Consider the following 23,724-nt stretch of genomic DNA (forward strand, 5'->3'; position numbering starts at 1 on the left):
ATAAATAATTGCGGCCGGTAATTAATATTTTCTATATTTTATACAATATTAGGGATTTTCAATGAAAAGAACATTTGTGGCCTCAGTGGTAGCAGTAGGTTTATCTGTATTCGCATTTGCGGCAAATGCCGGCGAACACACGATTTCGGGTGGTTATGCTCAGAGTCATGTAAAGTTTGATGATAAGAATTTAGCTGATTACCATTTAGATAATAACCCACTTGGCGGTAATCCAAAAGGCTTCAACTTGAAGTACCGCTACGAGCTGGATAGTAATTGGGGTGTTATTGGTTCATTTACATATACCCATTTGGGTAACGATTTATATATTAATAGTAGCAAGATAGGTAAGTCTGAGCTGGATTATTATTCTCTGATGGCGGGTCCTACATATCGTTTTAATGAATATGTTAGTGCATACGGTATGATTGGTGCTGCACATGGAAAGGTTAAGGCTTCTTATCTTGTTAATTCAAATAGTGGCAGTGACGGTTACAGTAAAACTTCTATTGGCTATGGACTGGGATTACAGTTTAACCCTGTTCCAAACTGGACTATTGATACATCCTATGAATACGCAAAATTTAATGAAGCCAGTTTGGGTGACCTTAAAGTAGGAACTTGGGTAGTTGGTGTTGGCTATCGATTCTAACCGAAATTCGCTAATTGATATTTAATTAGCTCTCCTTTCTATAAAATTCCCTGTTGAAAAAACAGGGAATTTTTTTGCATTTTAGCTCAATCCAGCTATCACTAGCTTATTCTGTTTACCCCATAGTTTTATTGCTACGGGGTTTTTGTTTGAATCGCTATTTTATATTGATTTTTGTTGTGAAGAGGTAACCAGCATATACAACCGGAACAGGTAAATCAGCAAAATGGCTGAAATGAGGTTATTAAACACACCAAGAATAATTCCTGCCATCTCGTTGTGAATGAGTGTTAGGCGGTCAATAATAAATGCCAGCAAGAGCCTCGCAGTCAGCCATAAAAGAATTGCCGGAACCAGCAGGCGAATATTAGCAAATGCCAGTTTCCAGCTTATTTTCATGGAAGCAAAAACGCCGTGACGCTCGGTAGTCATAATCACGGGTGATAAAGCCAGTGCGATAGACAAAATAATGCCTGGTACCAACATAAGCATCAAGCCAAGTTGAATTAGCAGGGTGCAGATAAGCAGTAACAGGAACAGTTTCGGTAATTGGCTTGCTGATAAACCCATTGCCTGTAATGAAGAGATACGATTTCCCGCTGAAACCGCCGCAACCAGCGTCAATACACCACCAACCAGTAGCACGCTACCAATCATACTTGAGAAAATGGTTCCGATTCCCGCACGCATGATCATTGACTGTTGCTCTGGGGTCATTTGAGACACCAGCTCCTGAATACCGGCCTTGCCTGAGGTGGCAAACGTGAATTCTGCTTCTGTCAGCAACTTCATCTGTTCGCTGTCAGGAATAAACAGGTGCCCCAATAAGGTGGTAACCAGAGCCGCCAGAACGGCCAGGGTCAGGGTACTTAACAGTTGATTCTTGAAAAAGTTAAAACTGTCACGGTACAGGGTATTCGCCGTGATTGGCATGAAGACAGCTCCTATCAGGTTAAACAACAATGCATAGGGGGTGATTGTACCTTGTTATGGGGAAACGTGGATAGTAGAAACGAGATGATGCGGATAAATTAATGGTTAGTTGTGATTGTTGATGACAGAAAAAAATTCTTCACATTATATTTTTAAGATAAAAATAAACATAAAATTAACCTTATTAAAACATAATGGAAATATAATAAGAGGAAAGATAAAACATCTGAATGGGTATATAAACAAAAAATTTCCAACTGATTAATAATAAATAAACTTTGATTTTGATCAATTTAAAATAATTCCAAATTGAAATAATAATATTATAAATATGCGGTTTTGCTGAAATTCTTTGAAAGATGTGATCTGTCTTGGATCATGATTTCTAATATATGAGTATATTTTGATTGACTTTAAATCACAGGAATGGGATGAATAATGAAAAAAATTTCTGCATTTGTATTAGCAGCGGCAACGTTAGCACCATCATTCGCTTTTGCTCATGAAGCGGGTGACTTTATTTTCCGCGCAGGTAGTGCAACAGTCAGACCCAATACTGGCTCTGATAATGTGTTAGGTTTGGGATCTCTTAGTGCGGATAATAATACCCAGATGGGTTTGACTTTTGGTTATATGATTACCGATAATATTGGTGTTGAATTACTAGCAGGGACACCTTTCCAGAACCGAGTAAGTTTACCGGGTGTCGGGAATATTGCTAAAATAAAAAGTTTGCCGCCGACATTAATGGCGCAATACTATTTCGGTTCTAAAGAAAATCAATTTCGCCCCTATGTCGGTATTGGTCTAAACTACACGACTTTCTTTAATGAAAAGTTTAATGGTAATGATGCCGTTAAAGATGGTAATTTGCATAGTCTGGATCTGAAAGATTCTTGGGGTGTTGCCGGTCACGTTGGTCTGGATTATGAGTTAGATCAGAACTGGATGATAAATGCCTCTGTGTGGTGGGTAAATATTGAAACGGATGTGAAATTTAAAGCGGGTGACCAGCATCATAAAATCGATACCCGGATTGATCCGTGGGTATTTATGTTTAGTGCCGGTTATCACTTCTGATAAGAGCTGTGTTTGTTTGACATGGCTGTTTGCTATGAAAGGTATATAAAAATGGGGCAGGTTCTGCCCCATTTTTATACTATATTTTTTACATTACAGTTGAGTGGCAGACTTCATTTTTGATACAAATTCAGCCAGTTTTCCCAGCATTGTTTCTGGCTGAGAAAGATTTTGTTCAATAATTTTAACGACGGCCGATCCGGAAATGGCTCCCGCTGCGCCACTCGCTAATGTTCCTTTTACCTGATTAGGTTCTGAAATGCCAAATCCCTGTAACGGTGGTGCAGCATGATATTCCCGTAGTTTATTGACTAGATGATTTAACGGTTTTTCACCTCGTCTTTCTATACCGGTCACTCCTGCTCTTGATAATAAGTAGGTATATCCGCGGCCATAAGAAGCAATTTCACGTAATAGTTCATCTTCCGCGTCGGGGGGACAAATAAAAATGGGGGCAATCCCATGTTTCATGGCTGCGGTACGGAATGGCCGTGATTCTGGCATGGGAACATCTGCAACTAATACCGAATCGATATCCGTATCTTTGCAACGGCGGTAGAACTCATCTATTCCATGATGAAAAACCAGGTTGGCATACATTAATAAACCAATAGGAATATCAGGATATTTTGCCCGAATTTTTGTTAATAGTTCAAAACAGAGCGTGGGAGTCACATTTGAGGAGAAAGCCCGCAGATTAGCATTCTGAATGGTCGGGCCGTCAGCCAGCGGATCGGAAAAAGGAATACTTAACTCAAGAGCATCAGCACCACCGATAATCAGTGCATCAATAATTTTCAATGATAATTCCGGGGTTGGATCACCGAGTGTGACAAAGGGGACAAAAGCACCTTGTTTACGGCTTTCCAGTTGTTTAAATAGCTGCTCGTAACGTTCCATTAAATTTCCCCCCTGGATTTTAAAATATCGTGGACAGTAAATATGTCTTTATCACCGCGACCAGATAGGTTAACGATCAGTAATTGCTCTTTATCAGGAGCTTGATGGATCATTTTCAAAGCATAAGCCAGCGCATGAGAGGATTCGAGGGCTGGAATAATGCCTTCCTCGTGGGAAAGGGTTTTGAATGCTTCTAATGCTTCATTATCGGTGATGGAAACATAGTCAGCCCGTCCAATGCTGTTCAGATAGGCATGTTGAGGGCCAACGGAAGGGAAATCCAGACCGGCGGAAATAGAATAAGATTCTTCAATCTGGCCTTCATCTGTCTGCATCATTGGCGATTTCATACCAAAATAGATACCCAATTTACCATGTTTCAATGGCGCGCCATGTTTACCGGTTTCGATACCAAGCCCGGCAGGTTCAATACCAATCAGGCGGACCGATGTTTCAGGAATAAATTCGGCAAACATGCCAATGGCATTGGAGCCTCCACCAACACAGGCCAACACGGCATCGGGCAAGCGTCCCTCTCTTGCCAAAATCTGGGATTTGGCTTCTTCGCCAATCATACGCTGGAACTCTCGGACCATCGTCGGATAAGGGTGTGGTCCGGCGGCAGTTCCTAATAAATAGTGGGCTTTATCATAGCTACCAGACCAATCACGTAACGCTTCATTGCAAGCATCTTTTAAGGTGGCAGAGCCGCTGTGAACCGGAATAACTTCGGCTCCCATCAGACGCATGCGGAAAACATTAGGGGATTGGCGCTCCACATCTTTAGCGCCCATATAAATGCGACATTTCATATTTAAAAGTGCGCAGGTAAGGGCGGTGGCTACACCATGTTGACCAGCACCGGTTTCTGCAATAATTTCGTTTTTGCCCATGCGTTTCGCCAATAGAGCCTGACCAAGTACCTGATTGGTTTTATGAGCACCGCCGTGTAATAGATCTTCTCGTTTCAGATAAAGGCGAGTTTTGGTGCCTTTCGTCAGATTACGGCATAACGTTAATGCCGTTGGCCTGCCTGCATAATTTTTCAGTAGATCTTGAAATTCTTGCTGGAATTCAGGATCTTGCTGAGCGGCAATAAAGGCGGCTTCTAATTGCTCAAGGGCTGGAATAAGGATCTGTGGTACAAATTGTCCACCGAAATCACCAAAATAGGGGTTAAGCTTACTCATCATTCTATTTGTCCATTGTTATTAATCGGAACACAGTAATTAATCGGAAAACAGTAATTAATTGGAAAATTGCTGTTTATTGGTAACAGCGTAGTAGCTGAAACACTTTATTTAATTTATGACTGCTTTTGATGCCGGGTGCGTTTTCGACGCCAGAGTTAAAATCAAGTCCGCAACAGCCATATTTTGCTGCTTGTTGGCAATTATCTTCATTTAATCCACCGGCGAGCATGATGTTGGCGAGTGATTGTTTTTCAAGTAATTGCCAATCGAAACTTTGTCCGGTTCCGCCTTTGCCGTTATCAAGTAAATAACGGTCAACATTTCTGGCTTTGGTGTGAAATTCGTCTTTCGACATATCAATGGCTTTCCAGATTTGACAATTTTCAGGCAATGTTTTTCGTAATTCCGCAATATAAACTTCGCCTTCGGCACCATGTAATTGCACCGCAGCCAGAGAAAGGGCACGAGCGGTATGACTGATGAATGCAGATGATTGATTTTGAAATACCCCGACATATTTGAGATTTGCTGCATTGATAATTTGTTGAGCCTGTTGGATATTAATTTTACGTGGTGAATGTTCAGCAAATATCAAACCACCATAAACAGCACCTGCCTGTAATGCCACTTTCGCATCTTGTGGTCGAGTTAATCCACAGACTTTATTTTCACCCAGAATCAGTTGACGTAATGCTAAGTCCAGATTGGGTTGGGCCATCAAAGCACTGCCAATGAGAAAGCCATTAGCATAATGGCTAAGCTCGCGAATTTGTTGATGCTGGTGGATACCCGATTCGCTAATAACAATGGTTTCTTCCGGTAACTGTGGCGCAAGTTGTTTGGTACGGTTTAAATCGATAGAAAGATCTCTCAGATCACGGTTATTAATACCAATAATTTTAGCTTTTAGTGCAACTGCTCTGGCACGCTCTTCCTCTGAGCTGATTTCAGTCAGCACGCCCATATTCAGGCTATGCGCAAGTTCAGACAGCGTAATATATTGCTGATCATCAAGAACAGAAAGCATCAGCAAAATCGCATCGGCTTGATAATAACGGGCAAGATAAACCTGATAAGGATCGATAATAAAATCTTTGCACAATACTGGTTGGTGAACGGTATCACTGATTAAACGAAGAAATTCATAGTTGCCTTGAAAATATTTTTCATCGGTTAATATAGAGATGGCAGTTGCATAGGGCTGATAAATTTTTGCTATTTGAATCGGATCAAAATCCTGGCGAATAACGCCTTTAGAAGGAGATGCCTTTTTACATTCCAGAATAAAAACGGTCTGTTCACTGTTTAGTGCCTGATAAAAATGACGGTTGCTGGCAACAACAGCATTAATAAAACTTTCCAATGGTTGTTGCTGTTTACGATTAATAAGATATTCGGCTTTATCATTAACAATTTTCTGTAAAATGGTAGCTTGCATGATTAACTCCTTGTTGCAAGTGCTATAACTCGTTCATAAGCTCGGCCACTGTGAATGGTTTCGAGAGCTTGTTGGGTGTTATGACGTAAATCTTCCTGTCCATGAATTTTCATTAACAGAGCAACGTTAGCCGCAACGGCATCAGCATGGGCTTTCTTACCCCTTCCTTGTAACAATAAACTGAGCATTTCACGATTATCCACTGGTGAACCTCCTTTTAATGCTGACATTGGATGACGTTGTAAACCAAAATCTTCAGCATTTAATTGATAATGGATAATTTCTCCATCGTTAATTTCTGCCACTTTCGTTGGTGCATGCAGTGAGACTTCATCCATGCCACCACTGTGTACAACCGCTGCCCGTTGATAGCCGAGAACCAGTAGGGTGCGGGCAATAGGTTCAACGAGTTCCGGGCTGTAGACGCCAATTAATGCTAATGGCGGACGTGCCGGGTTAATCAAAGGACCTAATATATTAAATATAGTCCGTGTTTTCAGTTGTTGACGTACCGGCATCGCATGACAGAATCCCTGATGATAATGTGGCGCAAATAGGAAACAGATGCCGATTTCATCCAGTGCGCTACGGGCACATTCCGCGCTGATGTCAAGGGCGATACCAAACGCTGCCAGCAAATCAGAAGAACCTGATCGGCTGGAAACACTGCGATTACCATGTTTGGCAATTTTAATATGGCAAGCCGAGGCGACAAAGGCACTGGCGGTTGAAATATTGATACTGTTCGCACCATCACCGCCCGTTCCGACGATATCGCAGAAAGTGTAATCCGGCCGTGGAAATGGCAGGGCATTTGCCAATAATGCTTGGGCTGCACCGGCAATCTCCTGTGGTTGTTCACCACGTAATTTCATGCTGATAAGTACGGCAGCGAGTTGTGGTTCACTTAATTCTCCTTGAATAATGGCGGCAAATAGTTGCTGGCTTTCTTGTTGTGTCAGTGTCTGCGCATTAAACAATTTGTTGAAAATAGCTTGCATTTTCATCTCTCCTTTAATTTAGTGCCCAAACCAGAGTTTGTTCAAGCAATTTAGCGCCATGAGTTGTGAGAATTGATTCTGGGTGAAATTGAAATCCACAAACCTTATGTTTATCGTGGCGAACCGCCATAACCGTGTCGCCACAACGGGCGGAAATAGTCAGTTCAGATGGAATTCGTCTACCCGTGAGAGAGTGATAACGGGCAACGGGTAGCGGGTTTTCCAGATTAGCGAACATAGCTTGATTATCGTGTTTTGCCAGAGAAGCTTTGCCGTGTAGGATTTCATCAGCAGCGGAAATTTCTCCACCATAAGCTTCAATAATGGCTTGATGCCCAAGACAGATGCCGATCACAGGGATTTTGCCGATGGTTTGTTGGAGTAATTGAGGCATACAACCTGCGTCAGAGGGTTTACCCGGTCCCGGTGAAAGCATCAATAACGGAGAGGAGAGCATTCTTAATTGCTGCATAATCATTTCAGTTGCAACAGTATTACGATAGATAACAACTTGATGACCATGATGACGTAATTGATCGACGAGGTTATAGGTGAATGAATCCACGTTGTCGAGTAGAAGAATATTTGCCATTAGAACATCTCCTCTGCCTGATGAGCCTCAATAATTGCACGAATGACTGCTCTTGCTTTGTTACGAGTCTCTTCGGATTCGGCTAAAGGTTCGGAATCCAGTACGATACCTGCGCCAACCTGAATAGTCGCTATGCCATCTTCCACATAAGCAGAGCGGATAACGATACAATTATCCATATCCCCTTTGCCGGTGAAATAACCGACAGCACCGCCGTAGCTGCCTCGGCGTTCACTTTCGTAGTGAGCGATAAGTTGCATTGCGCGTACTTTCGGTGCGCCGGTGAGGGTACCCATATTCATACAAGCTTGATAGGCATGAAAGGTGTCTAAATCATGGCGTAATGTCCCCACGACGCGGGAGACCAGATGCATAACAAAAGAGTAGCGATCGACTTTTGTCAGATCCGCGACATAGCGGCTGCCCGGTTCACAAATGCGGGCCAGGTCATTACGAGCCAAATCGACCAGCATCAGGTGTTCGGCTAATTCTTTATGATCTGTTCGCATCTCCAGTTCGGTCCGGCTGTCAAGATCAGCATCCAGCTCGCCAGCCGCATTGCGCCCACGGGGGCGTGTGCCGGCGATCGGGTAGATTTCAATTTGGCGGTTGGATGCATCATATTTAAGCGCGCTTTCAGGAGACGCGCCAAACAGACAGAAATCTTTGTCCTGCATGAAAAACATGTAGGGACTTGGATTGTGGTACTTAAGTTTTTGATAAGCATGAAGCGGTGCCGGGCAGGGCAGAAAGAAGCGTCTTGATGGCACTACCTGAAAGATATCCCCCTGGCGGATGTATTGTTGTAATTGCGCCACCATTTCTGCATAGGTCTTGTCATCCCGATTGTATGAAACTTTCATGGTTGGCAGAGAGATTTGTTGTACTGGCTCAATGGGCTCGGTAATGAGTGCCGCTAATGTTTTCAATCGTTGCTTAAGGCGTTGCTCCTCTGCTTGAGAATCACTGAAAAGAGAGATTTGCAAACGTGCATTTTTATTTTGGTGGTCGACCACCAATAGCGTTTCTGCGAGATAAAAACAGAAATCAGGGCAGCGTTGAACGGTTTTTACTGCGGGTAATGGTTCGAATCCGGCTACCAGATCGTAGGAAAAAAGGCCGCCAACGAATATCGCTTCTGCGCTTGACGAATTGTATGGTGACGGCTCTTCCGCCAGAGAAAGCAGGGCACGCAGTGCATCAAATACGGATACTGCTTTCAGACGATTATCTTCATCTATATTGTGATTGATTGGTGGGAAAATCACTTGAAGAGTATTGTGTGTTATTTCAGATTGGATATTGCTGGAAAATTTGTTGGCCAAAATGGGTAATAAATTTCGGCCATTTTCTGTTAAAGCGTCAAAAGTAACCTGATTGCCGTTGGCACTGATGCGTAAGGCACTATCGATAATTAGCAGACTTTTTAAGTTTTTTTTGCTGTTAATTTCCGCAGATTCTAGTAATAAAGTTGCTGGTCGCTCACCGCAGAGTTGGTTGAATAGTAGCGTAGGATCAGGTTGGTAAGCGGTTTCCTGCTCAATTACTGTGATTTTTGGTTGTTTATCCGTCATTTTTTCGTCCTGTCAATAAGTTATGCATATAAAAAAACCCGCTGATTAGGCGGGTTTTGGTAATTTGGCACTGTTGATTTATGTGCGTGACCATACCGCCCTTACTGGGAAGTTATGCCACCAACGGATAGACGCCATAAATACAGCCATTTTCAGTGCCTCTTTAGTATTGATTAGATGATATACAAGACAATATCGTTTTCACTTATGTACTAGTAAACTGGAACGAAATTGGTGTGTCAAGTATTTTTTGGCGCGTTTATTAATTTGCTGTGTTATTTCTCGAATTTGAAATGATCAACGTTACAGGTAGTGAATTTCCCACAGAATCTATTCAAGAGATAACTCTATTTTAATATTACTAGATAAAATTGAAGGTTAATTTGGCGACATTTTGTTACGGTGTAACATAAAATAATTAATAGTTAGAGATCAGATAATATCGGATACTTAATTTTAATAAAATTATTATCTTATTGTCACAAATAACTCATCATATTATTTTATGACATAGCTATGATATATATTTAGTAATATTAAGTATGTAAATCATGTTTCATGAAAAAAAGAGTTTAGTGATAGTAAAAATTGGTTAAAGAGCAGAATTAGCTGGATTTTGTTTGAGTCAATAGGCAAACGGGGAGAATAGATAATTAATTTTTATATCTGTATATGAAAAAAAGAGGTTTAACCGATATTACTGTGAGAAGTAGTATTCATAACTCTAACATATCGTGTTATTTAAAATTTAGATCTTTATAAGTTAAGACTATGTAATTATTTGTATTTAATACGTTATAGGTATGCCTGAGGAACGATTTTTAATCTGAATACTTATAGATCTCTACTTAATTCTGGCATCGGTTGCCATGATTTAACTCTCTGATGTTTAAAATAATTGTACTATTAGTGGAGTAATATATGAGTGAAAATGAACCAAAAGCAGATAGCCAATTGGTGTATGAAACTGATCCATATAAGGTTAAGGATTCGGAAGAAGGTGCGGCGCAGAAAACTTATCGGTTAAATAGTTTTGATCCTAAAACGGCCGATAGCGCATTATCCTATACCCCAACAAGACTTGCTAAAACGGTTTTTAATATTTATGAGGAGAAGGATGATTTTGGTGTTTTCTGTTATTTAACTGATTGGTCAATCTACGATGAACGTTTAGCGCCGATAAATGACGATTCTTTTAAAAAGAATGGCGGCAGAGGCGCTGATTTAATGCGCCTTAAGGGTGATAAAGACAAGGGAAAGCCGTTTCAGAGAATTATCTTTAGCTTTGCAGGTATTATTGGTGACACTGGAGAGAAAAGAACAACTATCATTGCTGCTGCGGGTGAAAATGGATGGCAAATGGGGAATGCTGAACAAGATATTCTTGAGAATCACGAAGGCAAACCTATTCCAATTGATCCCTGGGCTGATGTTGCAGCCTATCTTAATTGTGGTTTTACTCAGTGGGTGGGCAATCCTGTAGACTTATATCAGCAAGATAAAGCCCAAGGGGTATTAGGAGGATTGCGCTTACTCAAAGAAGAAAACCCGGATTTGGAAATTTCTGTTAGCGTTGGCGGTTGGTCAATGAGTGGTGCTTTTTATAAAGTTTGTCGTGATGAGAAACTGCGTCAACGGTTTGTTGAGGGGGTTAAAGATTTATACACCAGATTCCCCATGCTAACCCATATTGATCTTGATTGGGAATATCCTGGTTCTGCGGGGGAAAATAATCAATTTGATAAAGATGATTATAAGTACTTTGCTGAGCTTATTAAGGATTTGAAGAGTGCAAATATCAGTAATTTGAAAGGAATTAGTATTGCAGCTTCTGCTGATGTAGAAAAAATTAAAGCAGCGAATATTCCAGAATTGATCGCTGCCGGTGTCAATGAAATCAACTTAATGACTTATGATTTCTTTACATTGGGTGATGGAAAACTTTCTCATCATACTAATCTTTATCGCAATAAGGATGACCAGTATTCTAAATATTCAGTCGATGATGCAGTTAATTATCTTATTTCTTTAAAAATTAATCCAAAATCAATCTATATTGGTTATTCGGGTTACACTCGTAATGCCAGAACTGCGGAGTTAGAGAGTAAGGATAATGAACAACTGGTTGGAAAATATACTGATGGAACATCCACAGTAGGGAGTTTCGAATACAGCGTAATTGAATGGACAGATATTATCTATAACTATGTTGATTATGAAAATCAAATAGGTCGTAATGGTTTTACGGTTTTCCATGATCCGGTGGCGAAAGCTGATTATCTTTACAATAAAGATCTCAAAGTATTTATGTCATTAGATACACCACGCTCAGTCAGAGAAAAAGGCCGTTATGTTAAAGAAAAAGGGCTTGGTGGTTTATTTATTTGGAGCGGCGATCAAGATAATGGCTTATTAACAAATGCTGTTCATGAAGGATTGGGTCGTAAAGCAATTAAAAAAGTAATTGAAATGGAACCATTCTATTTCGAAGGTGAGCTTCCTTCTTACGATAAACCGAAAGAGAAACAGTGTGAAGCATGTAAATTAAATTGAATTTATGCTTTAAAAAATCTCACTACTTAAAATGGTTATAGTCTCTATAACTGTTCTGTTCAGGTGTTTCCGATTAATTAGGTTGGGAATAATATAATGGATAAATATAAAAGCATTTCTCGTGAAAAACAGGATATAACAAAAGTATCACCATTATTAGCTGCGGTGGCAGAAATCAAATCGTCAAAATCGCCATCAGGTTATATGTTATTAAACTCAGTAGAGAAAGAAGATAATTCCACTATCACGCTGGTTAATACACTCCAGCGTCTGGGATATCACTCAATTTTTGATATTGTAGAAGTATCAAAGCAACGATTTATTAAACGCCATAATCAATCTTTATCAGGTCATGCAGAGGTAATTTTTGATAAAGCAGTGAGTGCGGCTAATCAATTGGTACAAAGTTATCGGCAAAGACAATTGAGGGATTACGATGGCGCATCATTAACAAAAGCGAGTCATCAGGCAAGATATTTTTCTTATAGCAATAATGATGCAGATGAGAAAGAAAAATTACCTGATTACAGTAACCTATTTCCTGAGCCTTGGGATAGTTTCTGTCAGCCAAACGCTATTGAATCCCTTGACAGTCCGGTAAATTACCTGCTTGATCTTTATAAGTTTGTACAACAAATAGAGTTAGATGGCTCTAATAATGCCGTGGGGTTGGAGCAAAGGCGTGCTGATATTCCTGACTTATTACTTAATAGTGATAATCTTTACAAAGAGATCACGGCAATATCTATTGTGAATGATGTTTTGTCGAAAAGTGCCAGGGAATATATTGATCAGACAGGTCAGGCGGAAAAACCGGTTAATCAGGTTTTGGGAGAGACTCGTTTTCCCTTTACATTACCCTATAGTTTACCCTCGCAACAGATCAATAAAGGTTTGGCCGAAAAAGAGACTGAATTAGGTACAGTTATTCAGCAAGTGAATCAACAATTTCCTTGGCATATCTTAACGGAAAAACGTGATCAGGCTCTGCTTGCTTATACTCAATTAAGTAAGGAGCAAATGAGTTTACTGACAGAGAAAAGCCCATTTGCGCAAAACTTTTTATCACGCGAACAACTTATTAATAGCTATTTCAGCACAAGTACAACAGAAATATTGCCTGAACGTGATGTTGCAAAACATGCTTATATTATTCATGCTGATGAAAATATCACTGGCCCGACATTATTGAGTGATAATGTTGATAAAGCTTATGATGAAATTGTCGTTACCTGTGAAAATAAAGCTAAAGAGACGATCAAAGTTAAACTTCGTGGTGAAAATGTTCTGACCTACAATCGCATAAAAGCGAGGATGGAGCCTTTCGATAATTCATCACCATTTAGCCGACAGTTAAAGTTAACTTATGTAGAAAGTGATAATAGTGATATCGGTAATTTAGATAATGGTCCTTTCTTTGGTGAAATGACAGTTTATGCCGCGATACCCAAAGAAAGTACAAATAATACCACGGTAAATATTGAAGGCATTAATTTTCTGACCATGACTTATCGTTTTGCTATTGCTAAGCAAGGGACTGCACAATCAGAATTATTGCCAGAAGCAGAAAAATTTTTCCAAGATAACTATGGCGTTTCTGCGGATGAACGTGTGAAATTAACAGAGATTTTATCTTTTGGTCAACAAACAGGATCGAAAGTGACAGATCTCGAACACCTGTTTAGTAGTGGTGATTTCCGGCCTTTAGTGTCGCCAAATGTGGTATTTTCTAATCCTATCTTCGATAGTGGGCAAACATCAGAACACTTTCCTGCACCTTATCACTATGGTGGAATTTATATAAATGTGGGGCAATTAGACGCATTAAGCATTGTGAGAACGGACTCAGGACGGGAAATAGATGCAGTTTCTGATTTTCGTTATGATCGAATGAACCGCTTTATTCGTTTACAGCGTTGGTTAGCGTTACCTTATCATCAGCTTGATTTATTGGTAATTTCAGCAATAAAAGCTGAGACTAATAATACCGATTTGGCTATCTCTAATAATACATTAAGAGCATTAGGTTTATTCCGTCATTTATCGACACAATATAAAGTATTACCGGAGACGTTTGCCGGATGGATATATCAAATTACGCCATTTGCTATTAGCAATAATATTCCATTTTTTGATCAACTATTTAATCAGTCTAAACTTTTTGATCAGCCTTTAATTCTGGATGGGAAAGAATTTAATTATACGGAAAATCAAGGAGATGGCGCAAAAACAGTTAAACAATTATGTGCAGGGTTAGCTATTTCTTTATCCACGTTTCAAGTGATTGCGCCTATCGTTGAGAAAGCATTGAAACTCTCTTCTGGCAAATTAGTGCGTAATCTTGATGTCGTATCCAGACTTTATCGCTTGGTGACTATTCCACGATTATTTGGTTTTTCTGCGGAAGATGGATTAATTCTAGTAGATATTTTAACGGATAAAAGCGAATATCTGGCAAATATACCGGCTTTAGGAGAGAAAGATGACATCCTCAGTATTATTGCCCAAATGGAGGTTTTAACTTCTTGGCTCACTAAAACGAAACTGACACCAATTAAGCTTTCTCTATTATTAGGTAAAACTCAGCTTCCGGTCGTGCCAACAAGTGGTATGTTAACTTTTTATAAAGGAATTTCTGACGGTCTTACTGATAATGTACGTTTGCAAGTCTCTGATTTTAATCGGCAAGAAATAAATGGTACAGATTGGTGGACCATTTTGTCAGATGAAAATGGTGTTTTTGATAGGGATAATGGATTAATCAAAGATATTCCGTTGGTATGGGGAAAAACAGATGAAGAATCTCTGAGGAAAAAGATAGAAGATATTGTAGCGAATAAAATTCCAGATGATAATCAAATTAATATTGTCGTACAGATTATATTGCAAGCTAAAACCGCACAAGAAAGTCTATTATCTAGCGCTATTGCGGGTGAATATGGGGTATCAAGAGATATTGTGCCACTACAATTGCGTTGGTTAGGAAGTAGTGTTTATTCAGTGTTGAAAATGGTGTTAGATAATACATCAGAAAAAGTTGAAGATATTAAAAAAGAGTTTCTGGATTTGACCTATAGTCTGTTAATTTATACCCAATTAATTAATGCGTTGAGCATAGGTAATAATCTATTGTTATTGCGCCTGACAAATCCTAAATGGCTTGGACTAACCATAGATGAAACAACAGAAATATCATTATCTTTAGATGAAATTTTCCTATTGAATCGCTATCAAGATTTACTGGAAAATGCGACACAAAATGAAGATAAGGTTCAGGAATATTTTACTTTTGCTAACAGTGAAATTTTACCGAAGACGGAAGAGGATGATAATAATTATAAATGTGCGCAATTACTGGCTGAAATTTTAGATTGGGGTCCTGATGAAATTTATCTTGCTTGCGATAAAGGAGGATTAGAAAGAAAACGTGCGATGACCTTATCCCAAATAGATTGGATACGACGGCTACAACAATTTTCTGTGAAAACTAATTTATCCGTTGAGCCTTTATTAGGTGCTGGTGCACTTGATGTTAATTCAGATTTTGAAGCTTTCCAAAGCATCGGTGAAGCAGTAATGGCTGCATTAAAAGCGCAAGGAGATAATGAGAATGTCTAATTTAATTGAAGCAAAATTACAGGAAAATTTGCGTGATGCATTAGTTGATTATTATCTTGGTCAGATTGTTCCGCATGATACTGCTTTTCAATCCTTGCGTGAAAGAATTCAAAATGTTGATGACTTGTATGATTTTCTATTGTTAGACACTCAGGTCTCTTCCAAAGTAAAAACAGCCCGTATCGCACATATTACCCAATCTATACAACAATATATTAACCGTATTGTTTTGAATTTAGAGTCAGGTTTATCGATGACTCAGGAAGAGGCAGATAATTGGCAGGAGTTTGCTAATCGTTATGGTTATTGGGCGGCAAATCAACAACTGGCTATTTACCCGGAAGTCTATGTTGATCCCACATTACGTTTAACCAAAACAGAATTCTTTTTCCAACTTGAAAGCGCACTTAATCAGGGTAAGCTCACCGATGATGTTGCTCAGAAAGCGATATTGGGATATTTGAATAACTTCGAAGAGGTCAGTAATTTAGAGGTTATTGCTGGCTACGAAGATGGTATTGATATTGCCGATGATAAGGTCTATTTCATTGCTAAAACACGAACTCAACCTTACCGTTATTTCTGGCGAACTTTAGATGCCAAACAGCGTAATAATCAGACTGATGAACTTTATCCTACCGCCTGGAGTGAGTGGAAGCTGATTAATGTTCCTTTGGAAAATGCGTTTAACGGTATTGTTCGTCCAATTATCTTGAATAACCGATTATATATTAGTTGGTTTGAAGTCTCTGAAGAAAAACAAGATCAAGGTAATAGTATTAAATATCGTACCAAACTTAATTTGGCTCATTTAGCGTTTGATGGTACTTGGAGTACCGGCACTACCGTTCGTGAAGATTTACTTGATCATTCTATGAAAGAGTTGATTGCGGTTCTCGATCGTACCGGAGACGTTGAACGTTTAGCGTTGGTGGCATTTGTACGTATGCAGGGTACAGGTAATGATGGAAAAGCATACGATTATGACGAAGTTTTTACCTATGTTTGTGACAATTTATTAATGGAAGCAACGGATTTGCCTAAATCCACTTCGAAGTTATCTGATCTGGATGCATATGGCGCTGCTTTAGTCTGGTTCTATTTCCGGGAACCCGCAAATGGAGGGCCGGACGAATATAAGCAATTGGTGCTTTACCCTGTTAATAATAATATGAAATGGCCGATAGCAGGGGAAAAAGAATTTGAAGGACAACTGGGTAAAATAGACGATTTCAAGCTGGATGCGACTTATGTTGACGGGACATTGAATATGTATCTTACGTCCACTTCAACGTATAAATATGATTTTAGCAGAAGCAAAAATATCCTTTATTGTATTTGGTTAGAAGATAGTCAGGGTGAACGCTGTTGGTTGAATTATAAAGTGCTTACCCCGGAAGATTATGATCCAAAGCTGAGTGTCACATTGAATCGATGCGATAGGAGTGATGTGACGGTTGTTACGGGTTTTAGTTTGCCGTCGGAAACTGGAGATATTGCAGGTAAAATTAAGCAAAAATTGAGTGTTGGGAAATTGCTCCGTGACAAGGTTCAGATTAAACAGACTAAACAAACTCAGTATTTGCAATTTCCAAAAGAAGAGCAACCAGAGGAACCATTAGAAAGTTGGTATTCTGACAAGGCGATTCGTCTAAATACCCTGTTTGCAAAAGAATTAATTAGTAAGGCGAGTCAAAAACTGGATAAAGTTCTCAGTTGGGAAACGCAAAATATTCATGAAGAGCCGATTACCGGTAATGTTTCAAAACCTATCGACCTTAAAGGGGCAAATGGTATTTATTTCTGGGAATTATTCTTCCATATGCCATTTATGGTGGCCTGGCGGTTTAATGTCGAACAGCGTTATGAAGAAGCCAGTCGCTGGATTAAGTTTATTTTTAATCCTTTTGAAAGTAATGACGAACCGGCGCTGGAACAAGATAAGCCACGTTATTGGAATAGTCGCCCGATCATTGACGAACCCAAGAGATTACGTAGTTTAATAGAACCGGCTGATCCTGATGCAATTTCTGCCAGTGAACCTATTCATTATCGTAAGGCTATTTTTAACTTCTACGTTAAGAATATTATCGATCAGGGTGACATGGAATATCGCAAGTTACAGCCTACTGCCAGAACGGTGGCACGTCTGAGCTATGCAACGGCAAGTTCATTATTAGGTGCGCGTCCTGATCTCCAATTAGCCAGTTCATGGCAGCCGATAACTCTTGAGGATGCATTATATAAGAAGAGTAGCGTAGTACGTGCATTGGAGATGATAAGTTATCCTTTGCCTTATGCCCCGGTGGTTCATGATAAAACGATTCGTGCGCTGGATAATGATCTCTTTATGAAACCGATTAATGAAGAGTTAACGGCCCTGTGGGATAAAATAGAAAACCGGATTTACAATTTACGGCATAATTTAACGCTGGATGGTAAAGAAATTTCTATGGATCTTTATGATTCGAAAATTTCTCCTCGTGGATTAATGAATCAGCGTTATCAGCGGGTTGTTGCTGCCAGAAATGCCAGCAGAATGAATTTCAGAGTACCAAATTATCGTTTTGAACCGATGTTGGCGCGGGCGAAATCGGGTGTCGATACATTGATACAATTTGGCAGCACGTTGTTGAGTTTGTTGGAACGGAAAGATAATTTGAGTTTTGAATCATTTCAGATGGTTCAGAATAATGATCTCTACCGTTTTGCGGTTGACCTTCAGCAACAAGATATCAATATTAACCAAGCCAGTCTTGATGCGTTGCAAGTGAGTAAACAATCTGCTCAGGAGCGGTACGAACATTATAAAAGTCTTTATGATGAAAATATTTCGTCAACGGAACAGCAGGTTATTGAATTACAGGCTCAGGCATCTTCTGCTCTGTTGGCTTCACAAGTATCAAGAACAGCGGCGGCGGCACTGGATTTAGTTCCCAATATTTATGGATTGGCAGTTGGAGGTTCACATTGGGGGGCCGCTTTAAATGCTGTTGCTGAAATAGCAACCTTGAAACATCAATCCGATAGTACTAAAGCTGATAGCCTCAGTGTTTCTGAATCTTATCGCCGTCGCCGGCAAGAGTGGGAACTGCAATATAAACAGGCTGAATGGGAAGTAAAATCTATTGATCAGCAAATTAATATTCAGCAGTTGCAGGTTAGTGCCGCACGTAAGCGTTTGGCGCAAGTTGAAGCACAGCAACAACAATCTCAGGCACTGTTGGCGTATTTCTCCAGCCGTTTTACTAATGAAAGCTTATATACTTGGATGATTAGCCAGATCTCAAGCCTCTATTTGCAGGCTTATGATGCTGTTTCATCGTTGTGTTTATCCGCACAAGCCTCTTTACAATATGAACTTGGGCTAGGCGAGCAGAATTTTATTGATGGCGCGAGCTGGAATGATCTCTATCAAGGGCTGTTGGTCGGTGAAAATCTGAAATTGGCGTTGCAACGTATGGAACGCACTTACGTTGAGCAAAATTCGCGTAAATTGGAAATTATCAAAACGATTTCGCTTAAATCTTTATTGGGCGAGTCTTGGGAAGATAATCTCAAAGTGCTGAAATCACATAATGCAATCACCTTTAATTTGGATGAGTTAAAACAATTTGGTACGGATTATCCGGGTTTATTTAATCGGCGGATTAAATCAGTTTCAGTGACGCTGCCTATGTTAATTGGGCCTTATGAAGATATCTGTGCCAAACTAAGTTTGTCGGGTGTGAGCAGTTATACGACAAAAGCGGATCTTAAAACCGTTGAAAAAATGTTGAAAGAAGGAATTCGTGCGGAAACGCCTTATACGGTGCGCAGTATCCAGCCTAATCAACAAATTGCTTTATCTACGGGGATTAATGACAGCGGAATGTTCACGCTTAATTTCGATGATGAACGTTTCTTACCCTTTGAGGGGGTAGGAGTAGGATCGAGTTGGAATTTCCAATTTACCAATACCTCGCAGGATTTAGAAAGTTTGACCGATATTATTCTTCATATTCGATATACCGCGCAAGAAGGATCTGCATCATTTGGTCTAGCGGTTAAAGAGTTATTAAAAAAGGAAAACCCAGATTTGTGATAACGAGAATTAAGCATTAAATGAATCAGTCACCTGAATTTAAAATGCTTACTCATTATCTTTAACATTCAAATTAGCCTCTTCTAATTATGTGGAGGCTAAATATAAATCGCATTGGAGTTTATAAATGGTAAATAAATATACTTATACCTCATCGAAATCCATGTCCGACATAAGTGATATTGTTGGTGAGCCATTAACTGCATGGAATAATCAGGCAGGCGGCCAAGTTTATAATGTTATTTTTAATAGTGGTGTTTATACCAATACTTATTGGGTTGAACGCTGGCATATTCCCGATCCTACGGCTAAAGAGGGAACACCGCATAATGCCTGGAAATATATTCGTCCAGCGACGGAAGATGAGATAAAACAGCACGGAAATCCTACCGATGGGCGCGTTGATCCAACCGAAGATATTCCTTCACCGGTTTTACAACCGGATGCTATTACAGAACAAACCTATCAACGGCCGGATGTTAATTTTAAACCTGATGGTTCAGCGGGTAACCTTTCTTATACTGCGACGCGTGTTTGTCGCCCGATGTTTAATGAATATGAAAGCGATAAATCCAGGCCAAAACTTTCTGCTTATATTACTGATTGGTGCCAATATGATGCACGTTTGGATGGTGAGGATAAAGGGGCTGGTGATCGGGGAAGAGGGTTTGATTTAAGCACTATCAAGGTCACCGCTTATGATAAGTTAATATTTAGCTTTTTGGGTATTTACGGTGATACTGGTGTGAAAGGGGATAAAATCAAAGAGGTTGCCGATGGTTGGAATAGCCAGAGTGAAATAAAAATTACTGAAGGCCATATTGTCCCTCTTGACCCTTATGGTGATTTAGGGACTGCCCGTAATGTGGGATTACCGAAAGAAAGCGCGAATACTGATATCGGTCCGGGAACATTCTTGCCTTATTATCAACAAAAGAGAGCTTCGGGTTTATTAGGTGGGTTACGTGAACTGCAAAAAACGGCGCGTTTAGCGGGTCATAAACTTGAATTAGCTTTTAGTATTGGTGGCTGGAGTATGTCCGGTTATTTCTCCGTGATGGCGGCTGATGCGGCACTGCGTCGTGTTTTTGTTGACAGTATTGTTGATTTCTTTGAGCGTTTTCCTATGTTCAGTTGTGTCGATATTGACTGGGAATATCCTGGAAGCCCGGGAGAGGAAGGTAATGTTATTAGTGATAAAGATGGAGAACATTACGCTCTGTTAATTAAAGAATTACGTGAATCTTTGGATAGTCGATTTGGGCGAGAGGATAGAAAAGAGATCTCCATTGCTTGTAGTGGTGTAAAAGCGAAATTAAAAACCTCTAATATTGCTGAATTAGTCAAGAATGGTCTGGATAATATTTACTTAATGAGTTACGACTATTTTGGTACCGGGTGGGCACCTTATATCGGCCATCATACTAATCTCTATTCGCCAAAAGATCCTGATCCATCAGATGCGTCTGATTTATCCGCGGAAGTTGCTATCAATTACCTACATCAGGAGCTTGGCATACCTTTGGAGAAAATTCATTTAGGTTATGCTAACTATGGCCGTGCGGGCAAAGGGGCAAATCTTGAAACGCGCGAATATAATAAAACTGGCGATGCATTAGGAACAATGGAAAAAGGTTCACCTGAATTCTTTGATATTGTTAATAATTATCTGGATAGTGAACACACTCTCGCTAGCGGGAAAAATGGCTTTGTGCTAATGACAGATACCAATGCTGATGCTGATTTTTTGTTTAGTGAAAAAGAGGGACACTTTATCTCATTAGATACCCCTCGCACGGTGAAGCAAAAAGCGGAATATGTCGCTAAGAATAAACTGGGAGGCATATTTTCTTGGTCAGGCGATCAGGATTGTGGCTTGTTGGCAAATGCGGCCAGAGAAGGGATGGGCTATATTGCCAAATCTAATGATGAAACCATCGACATGGGGCCACTCTATAATCCGGGTAAGCCCTATTATTTAAAATCTATTGGTTAGGTGAAGAAAAACGCCGGTTAATTTTTCTTTGCCAATAAAAAGGGATATTGCTTTTCTTATCTGTCAGTTTTTTCATTCTTAAAATAATCATGTTCAACCCGATATTCTAGGGCTGAACATGATTATTTCTGTAAAACGCGACCATTTACCGTTAAGCTATCCCATCAAGCGTTTTAAGCTATTTGGGCAGAGAAAGGGATAATGACAAATTCAGCCACTGAGTTAGTAACAATTTACGATCTGCATAGCCATACGACTGCATCGGATGGTTTACTTTCACCAGCAGAATTGGTCGAACGAGCGGTGGCAATGGGCGTTAATGTATTGGCCGTGACTGATCACGATACGACAGACGCTATTTTGCCAGCCCATGAATATATCAACCAACATGATTTGCCATTAAAGCTCATATCAGGGGTTGAGATATCCACCTTGTGGCAAAATATCGAGATTCATATTATTGGTCTGAACATTGATATTCAGTCAAATGCAATGATTGAATTACTTAATAAACAATCTGAACTCAGGAAAGAACGAGGAATTGAAATAGGTCGCAAGCTGGCAAAGGTGGGTATTTCCGATGCTTGGGCAGGAGCGAGCCGATTAGCGAATGGTGGACAAGTAACACGAGGCCATTTTGCCCGTTATTTAATTGAAATGGGCAGAGAGCCAACAATGGCGAAAATATTTAAAAAATATCTGGCAAAGGGAAAAATCGGATACGTTCCACCGCAATGGTGTACAATTGAACAAGCTATTGATGCCATTCATCAATCAGGTGGTCAAGCAGTCATTGCGCATCCGGGACGATATGATTTATCGACCAAATGGTTGAAGCGTCTGATTGCCTGGTTTAAACAACATGGTGGTGATGCAATGGAAGTTGCACAGTGCCAGCAGGCACCTAACGAGCGGCAATATCTCGGTCAGTTGTCACGGGAATATGATTTGATGGCTTCGTTAGGTTCTGATTTTCACCAGCCTTGTTCATGGATAGAGTTAGGGCGTAAATTGTGGTTACCCGGTGATGTGGTACCAATATGGCGTAACTGGTCACTGTAGGGGCAGCATAAAATTAAGAGGTAATTTATGAGCCAGTTTTTTTATATTCATCCAGATAATCCGCAGCCCCGCTTAATAGGGCAAAGTGTGGATGTGTTGAAAAAAGGAGGGGTGGTTGTTTACCCCACTGATTCCGGTTATGCGATTGGTTGCCATCTGGAAGATAAAGATTCGATGACTCGGATATGTCGTATTCGCCAGTTAGACAGTCATCATAATTTCACCTTAATGTGCCGGGATTTATCGGAGATATCGACTTATGCTTATGTCGATAATTCGGCTTTTCGTCTGATTAAGAATAATACTCCGGGCAATTACACGTTTATTTTGCGTGCGACGAAAGAAGTACCTCGTCGTTTGATGAATGATAAGCGGAAAACCATCGGGTTACGTGTTCCATCTAATCCAATTGCTTTGGCGCTTCTTGAACAGGTGGGTGAACCATTGATGTCCACTAGCCTGATTTTGCCGGGCAATGATTTTGCTGAATCTGATCCTGAAGAAATTAAAGATAATTTGGGAAAACGGGTTGATCTGATTATTCACGGGGGTTATTTAGGGCAACAGCCTACCACCGTAATTGATTTAACTGAGAATACGCCGGTTGTAATACGGGAAGGGGCTGGCAATATCACGCCATTCTTATAAGCTACGCAGTAATTATTTTCAGAATCTATATAAAGCCTGTGTATTATACGCAGGCTTTATACCCGTTATCTTTCAAGTTGCCTCTTTGTTGGCTGCACTCGCTCACCCCAGTCACATAGTTACCTATGCTCCCGGGGATTCTCTCCCTTGCCGTCGCGATGCATCTTGAAATCCATAGGGTATATATTTTTGATTTTTTAATTGAATAGAAATGGTTATTGTTGTTTCGAATTATTAATACTGACTCAATAAAATTATCATCTATTTAATAATTAACCTGAACTCTGGATAAAAAAATGGAACTAAGTGCCTGTTCCAAGATCAAAATTTTCGACCAAGAAAAAAACGATCTTATTAGGAACAGGCATGGATAAACTAGTTGAACTCTTCTGCGATGTCG

Annotated in this window: 15 protein-coding genes and 1 other annotated feature; of the genes, 8 read left to right on the forward strand and 7 right to left on the reverse strand. The window is 40.0% G+C overall.

Annotated features, from left to right (window positions below):
- Window positions 1-61 precede the first annotated feature (61 nt).
- Window positions 62-652, forward strand: a complete 591-nt coding sequence (locus AACQ83_RS01120; protein ID WP_112875884.1) for an Ail/Lom family outer membrane beta-barrel protein — start codon at window positions 62-64, stop codon at window positions 650-652.
- Window positions 653-814: 162 nt separating this feature from the next.
- Here the strand turns inward: AACQ83_RS01120 and AACQ83_RS01125 are convergent, their stop codons facing one another.
- The gene (locus tag AACQ83_RS01125; protein ID WP_112875885.1) at window positions 815-1,585 is read right to left on the reverse strand and encodes a YciC family protein; all 771 of its coding nucleotides are present in this window, start codon (window positions 1,583-1,585) and stop codon (window positions 815-817) included.
- A 438-nt stretch (window positions 1,586-2,023) separates the two neighbouring features.
- Here AACQ83_RS01125 and ompW point away from each other — a divergent pair, with 438 nt between their 5' ends.
- Window positions 2,024-2,665 carry an outer membrane protein OmpW gene (gene ompW / locus AACQ83_RS01130; RefSeq protein WP_112875886.1) on the forward strand — a complete coding sequence of 214 codons (642 nt, stop codon included), beginning with the start codon at window positions 2,024-2,026 and terminating at the stop codon, window positions 2,663-2,665.
- Window positions 2,666-2,758: 93 nt separating this feature from the next.
- On the opposite strand, the gene trpA is transcribed toward ompW, so the two are convergent.
- The 6 genes from trpA to AACQ83_RS01160 form a co-directional block, all read right to left on the reverse strand.
- Complete coding sequence (trpA, locus tag AACQ83_RS01135) at window positions 2,759-3,565, reverse strand: tryptophan synthase subunit alpha (protein ID WP_112875887.1); 807 nt, start codon at window positions 3,563-3,565, stop codon at window positions 2,759-2,761.
- A complete protein-coding gene (gene trpB, locus AACQ83_RS01140) occupies window positions 3,565-4,755 on the reverse strand; it encodes a tryptophan synthase subunit beta (protein WP_112875908.1) in 1,191 nt (396 codons plus the stop codon). The genes trpA and trpB overlap by 1 nt, the downstream gene beginning before the upstream one ends.
- Before the next feature lie 76 nt (window positions 4,756-4,831).
- On the reverse strand, window positions 4,832-6,196 hold the full coding sequence (gene trpCF / locus AACQ83_RS01145; protein ID WP_112875888.1) for a bifunctional indole-3-glycerol-phosphate synthase TrpC/phosphoribosylanthranilate isomerase TrpF: 1,365 nt from the start codon (window positions 6,194-6,196) through the stop codon (window positions 4,832-4,834).
- Window positions 6,197-6,198: 2 nt separating this feature from the next.
- Window positions 6,199-7,197 (reverse strand): anthranilate phosphoribosyltransferase, encoded by a 999-nt coding sequence (gene trpD / locus AACQ83_RS01150; RefSeq protein WP_112875889.1) that lies wholly within the window; start codon window positions 7,195-7,197, stop codon window positions 6,199-6,201.
- Window positions 7,198-7,210: 13 nt separating this feature from the next.
- Window positions 7,211-7,789 (reverse strand): glutamine amidotransferase-related protein, encoded by a 579-nt coding sequence (locus AACQ83_RS01155; RefSeq protein WP_112875890.1) that lies wholly within the window; start codon window positions 7,787-7,789, stop codon window positions 7,211-7,213.
- The gene (locus tag AACQ83_RS01160; RefSeq protein WP_112875891.1) at window positions 7,789-9,363 is read right to left on the reverse strand and encodes an anthranilate synthase component 1; all 1,575 of its coding nucleotides are present in this window, start codon (window positions 9,361-9,363) and stop codon (window positions 7,789-7,791) included. The genes AACQ83_RS01155 and AACQ83_RS01160 overlap by 1 nt, the downstream gene beginning before the upstream one ends.
- A 28-nt stretch (window positions 9,364-9,391) precedes the next feature.
- Window positions 9,392-9,492 (reverse strand) — a sequence feature (Trp leader region).
- 792 nt (window positions 9,493-10,284) lie between these two features.
- Between AACQ83_RS01160 and AACQ83_RS01165 the strand changes: the two genes are divergently transcribed.
- The 6 genes from AACQ83_RS01165 to AACQ83_RS01190 all read left to right on the forward strand — a co-directional run bounded on the left by AACQ83_RS01165 (window position 10,285) and on the right by AACQ83_RS01190 (window position 23,324).
- Window positions 10,285-11,916 (forward strand): glycoside hydrolase family 18 protein, encoded by a 1,632-nt coding sequence (locus AACQ83_RS01165; protein WP_112875892.1) that lies wholly within the window; start codon window positions 10,285-10,287, stop codon window positions 11,914-11,916.
- A gap of 96 nt (window positions 11,917-12,012) precedes the next feature.
- On the forward strand, window positions 12,013-15,534 hold the full coding sequence (locus AACQ83_RS01170; RefSeq protein WP_112875893.1) for a Tc toxin subunit A: 3,522 nt from the start codon (window positions 12,013-12,015) through the stop codon (window positions 15,532-15,534).
- Entirely contained in the window at window positions 15,527-19,618 is a 4,092-nt protein-coding gene (locus AACQ83_RS01175) for a Tc toxin subunit A-related protein (RefSeq protein ID WP_112875894.1), read from the forward strand. The genes AACQ83_RS01170 and AACQ83_RS01175 overlap by 8 nt, the downstream gene beginning before the upstream one ends.
- 127 nt (window positions 19,619-19,745) lie before the next feature.
- Window positions 19,746-21,614: a glycoside hydrolase family 18 protein gene (locus tag AACQ83_RS01180; protein ID WP_112875895.1), complete on the forward strand. Its 1,869-nt coding sequence runs from the start codon at window positions 19,746-19,748 to the stop codon at window positions 21,612-21,614.
- A 201-nt stretch (window positions 21,615-21,815) separates the two neighbouring features.
- The gene (gene rnm / locus AACQ83_RS01185; RefSeq protein WP_112875896.1) at window positions 21,816-22,676 is read left to right on the forward strand and encodes an RNase RNM; all 861 of its coding nucleotides are present in this window, start codon (window positions 21,816-21,818) and stop codon (window positions 22,674-22,676) included.
- 27 nt (window positions 22,677-22,703) lie between these two features.
- Window positions 22,704-23,324 carry an L-threonylcarbamoyladenylate synthase gene (locus AACQ83_RS01190; protein ID WP_112875897.1) on the forward strand — a complete coding sequence of 207 codons (621 nt, stop codon included), beginning with the start codon at window positions 22,704-22,706 and terminating at the stop codon, window positions 23,322-23,324.
- Window positions 23,325-23,724: the final 400 nt, after the last annotated feature.

Source organism: Photorhabdus sp. S10-54 (assembly GCF_963878145.1).
In the GTDB taxonomy this organism is placed as follows: domain Bacteria; phylum Pseudomonadota; class Gammaproteobacteria; order Enterobacterales; family Enterobacteriaceae; genus Photorhabdus; species Photorhabdus kayaii.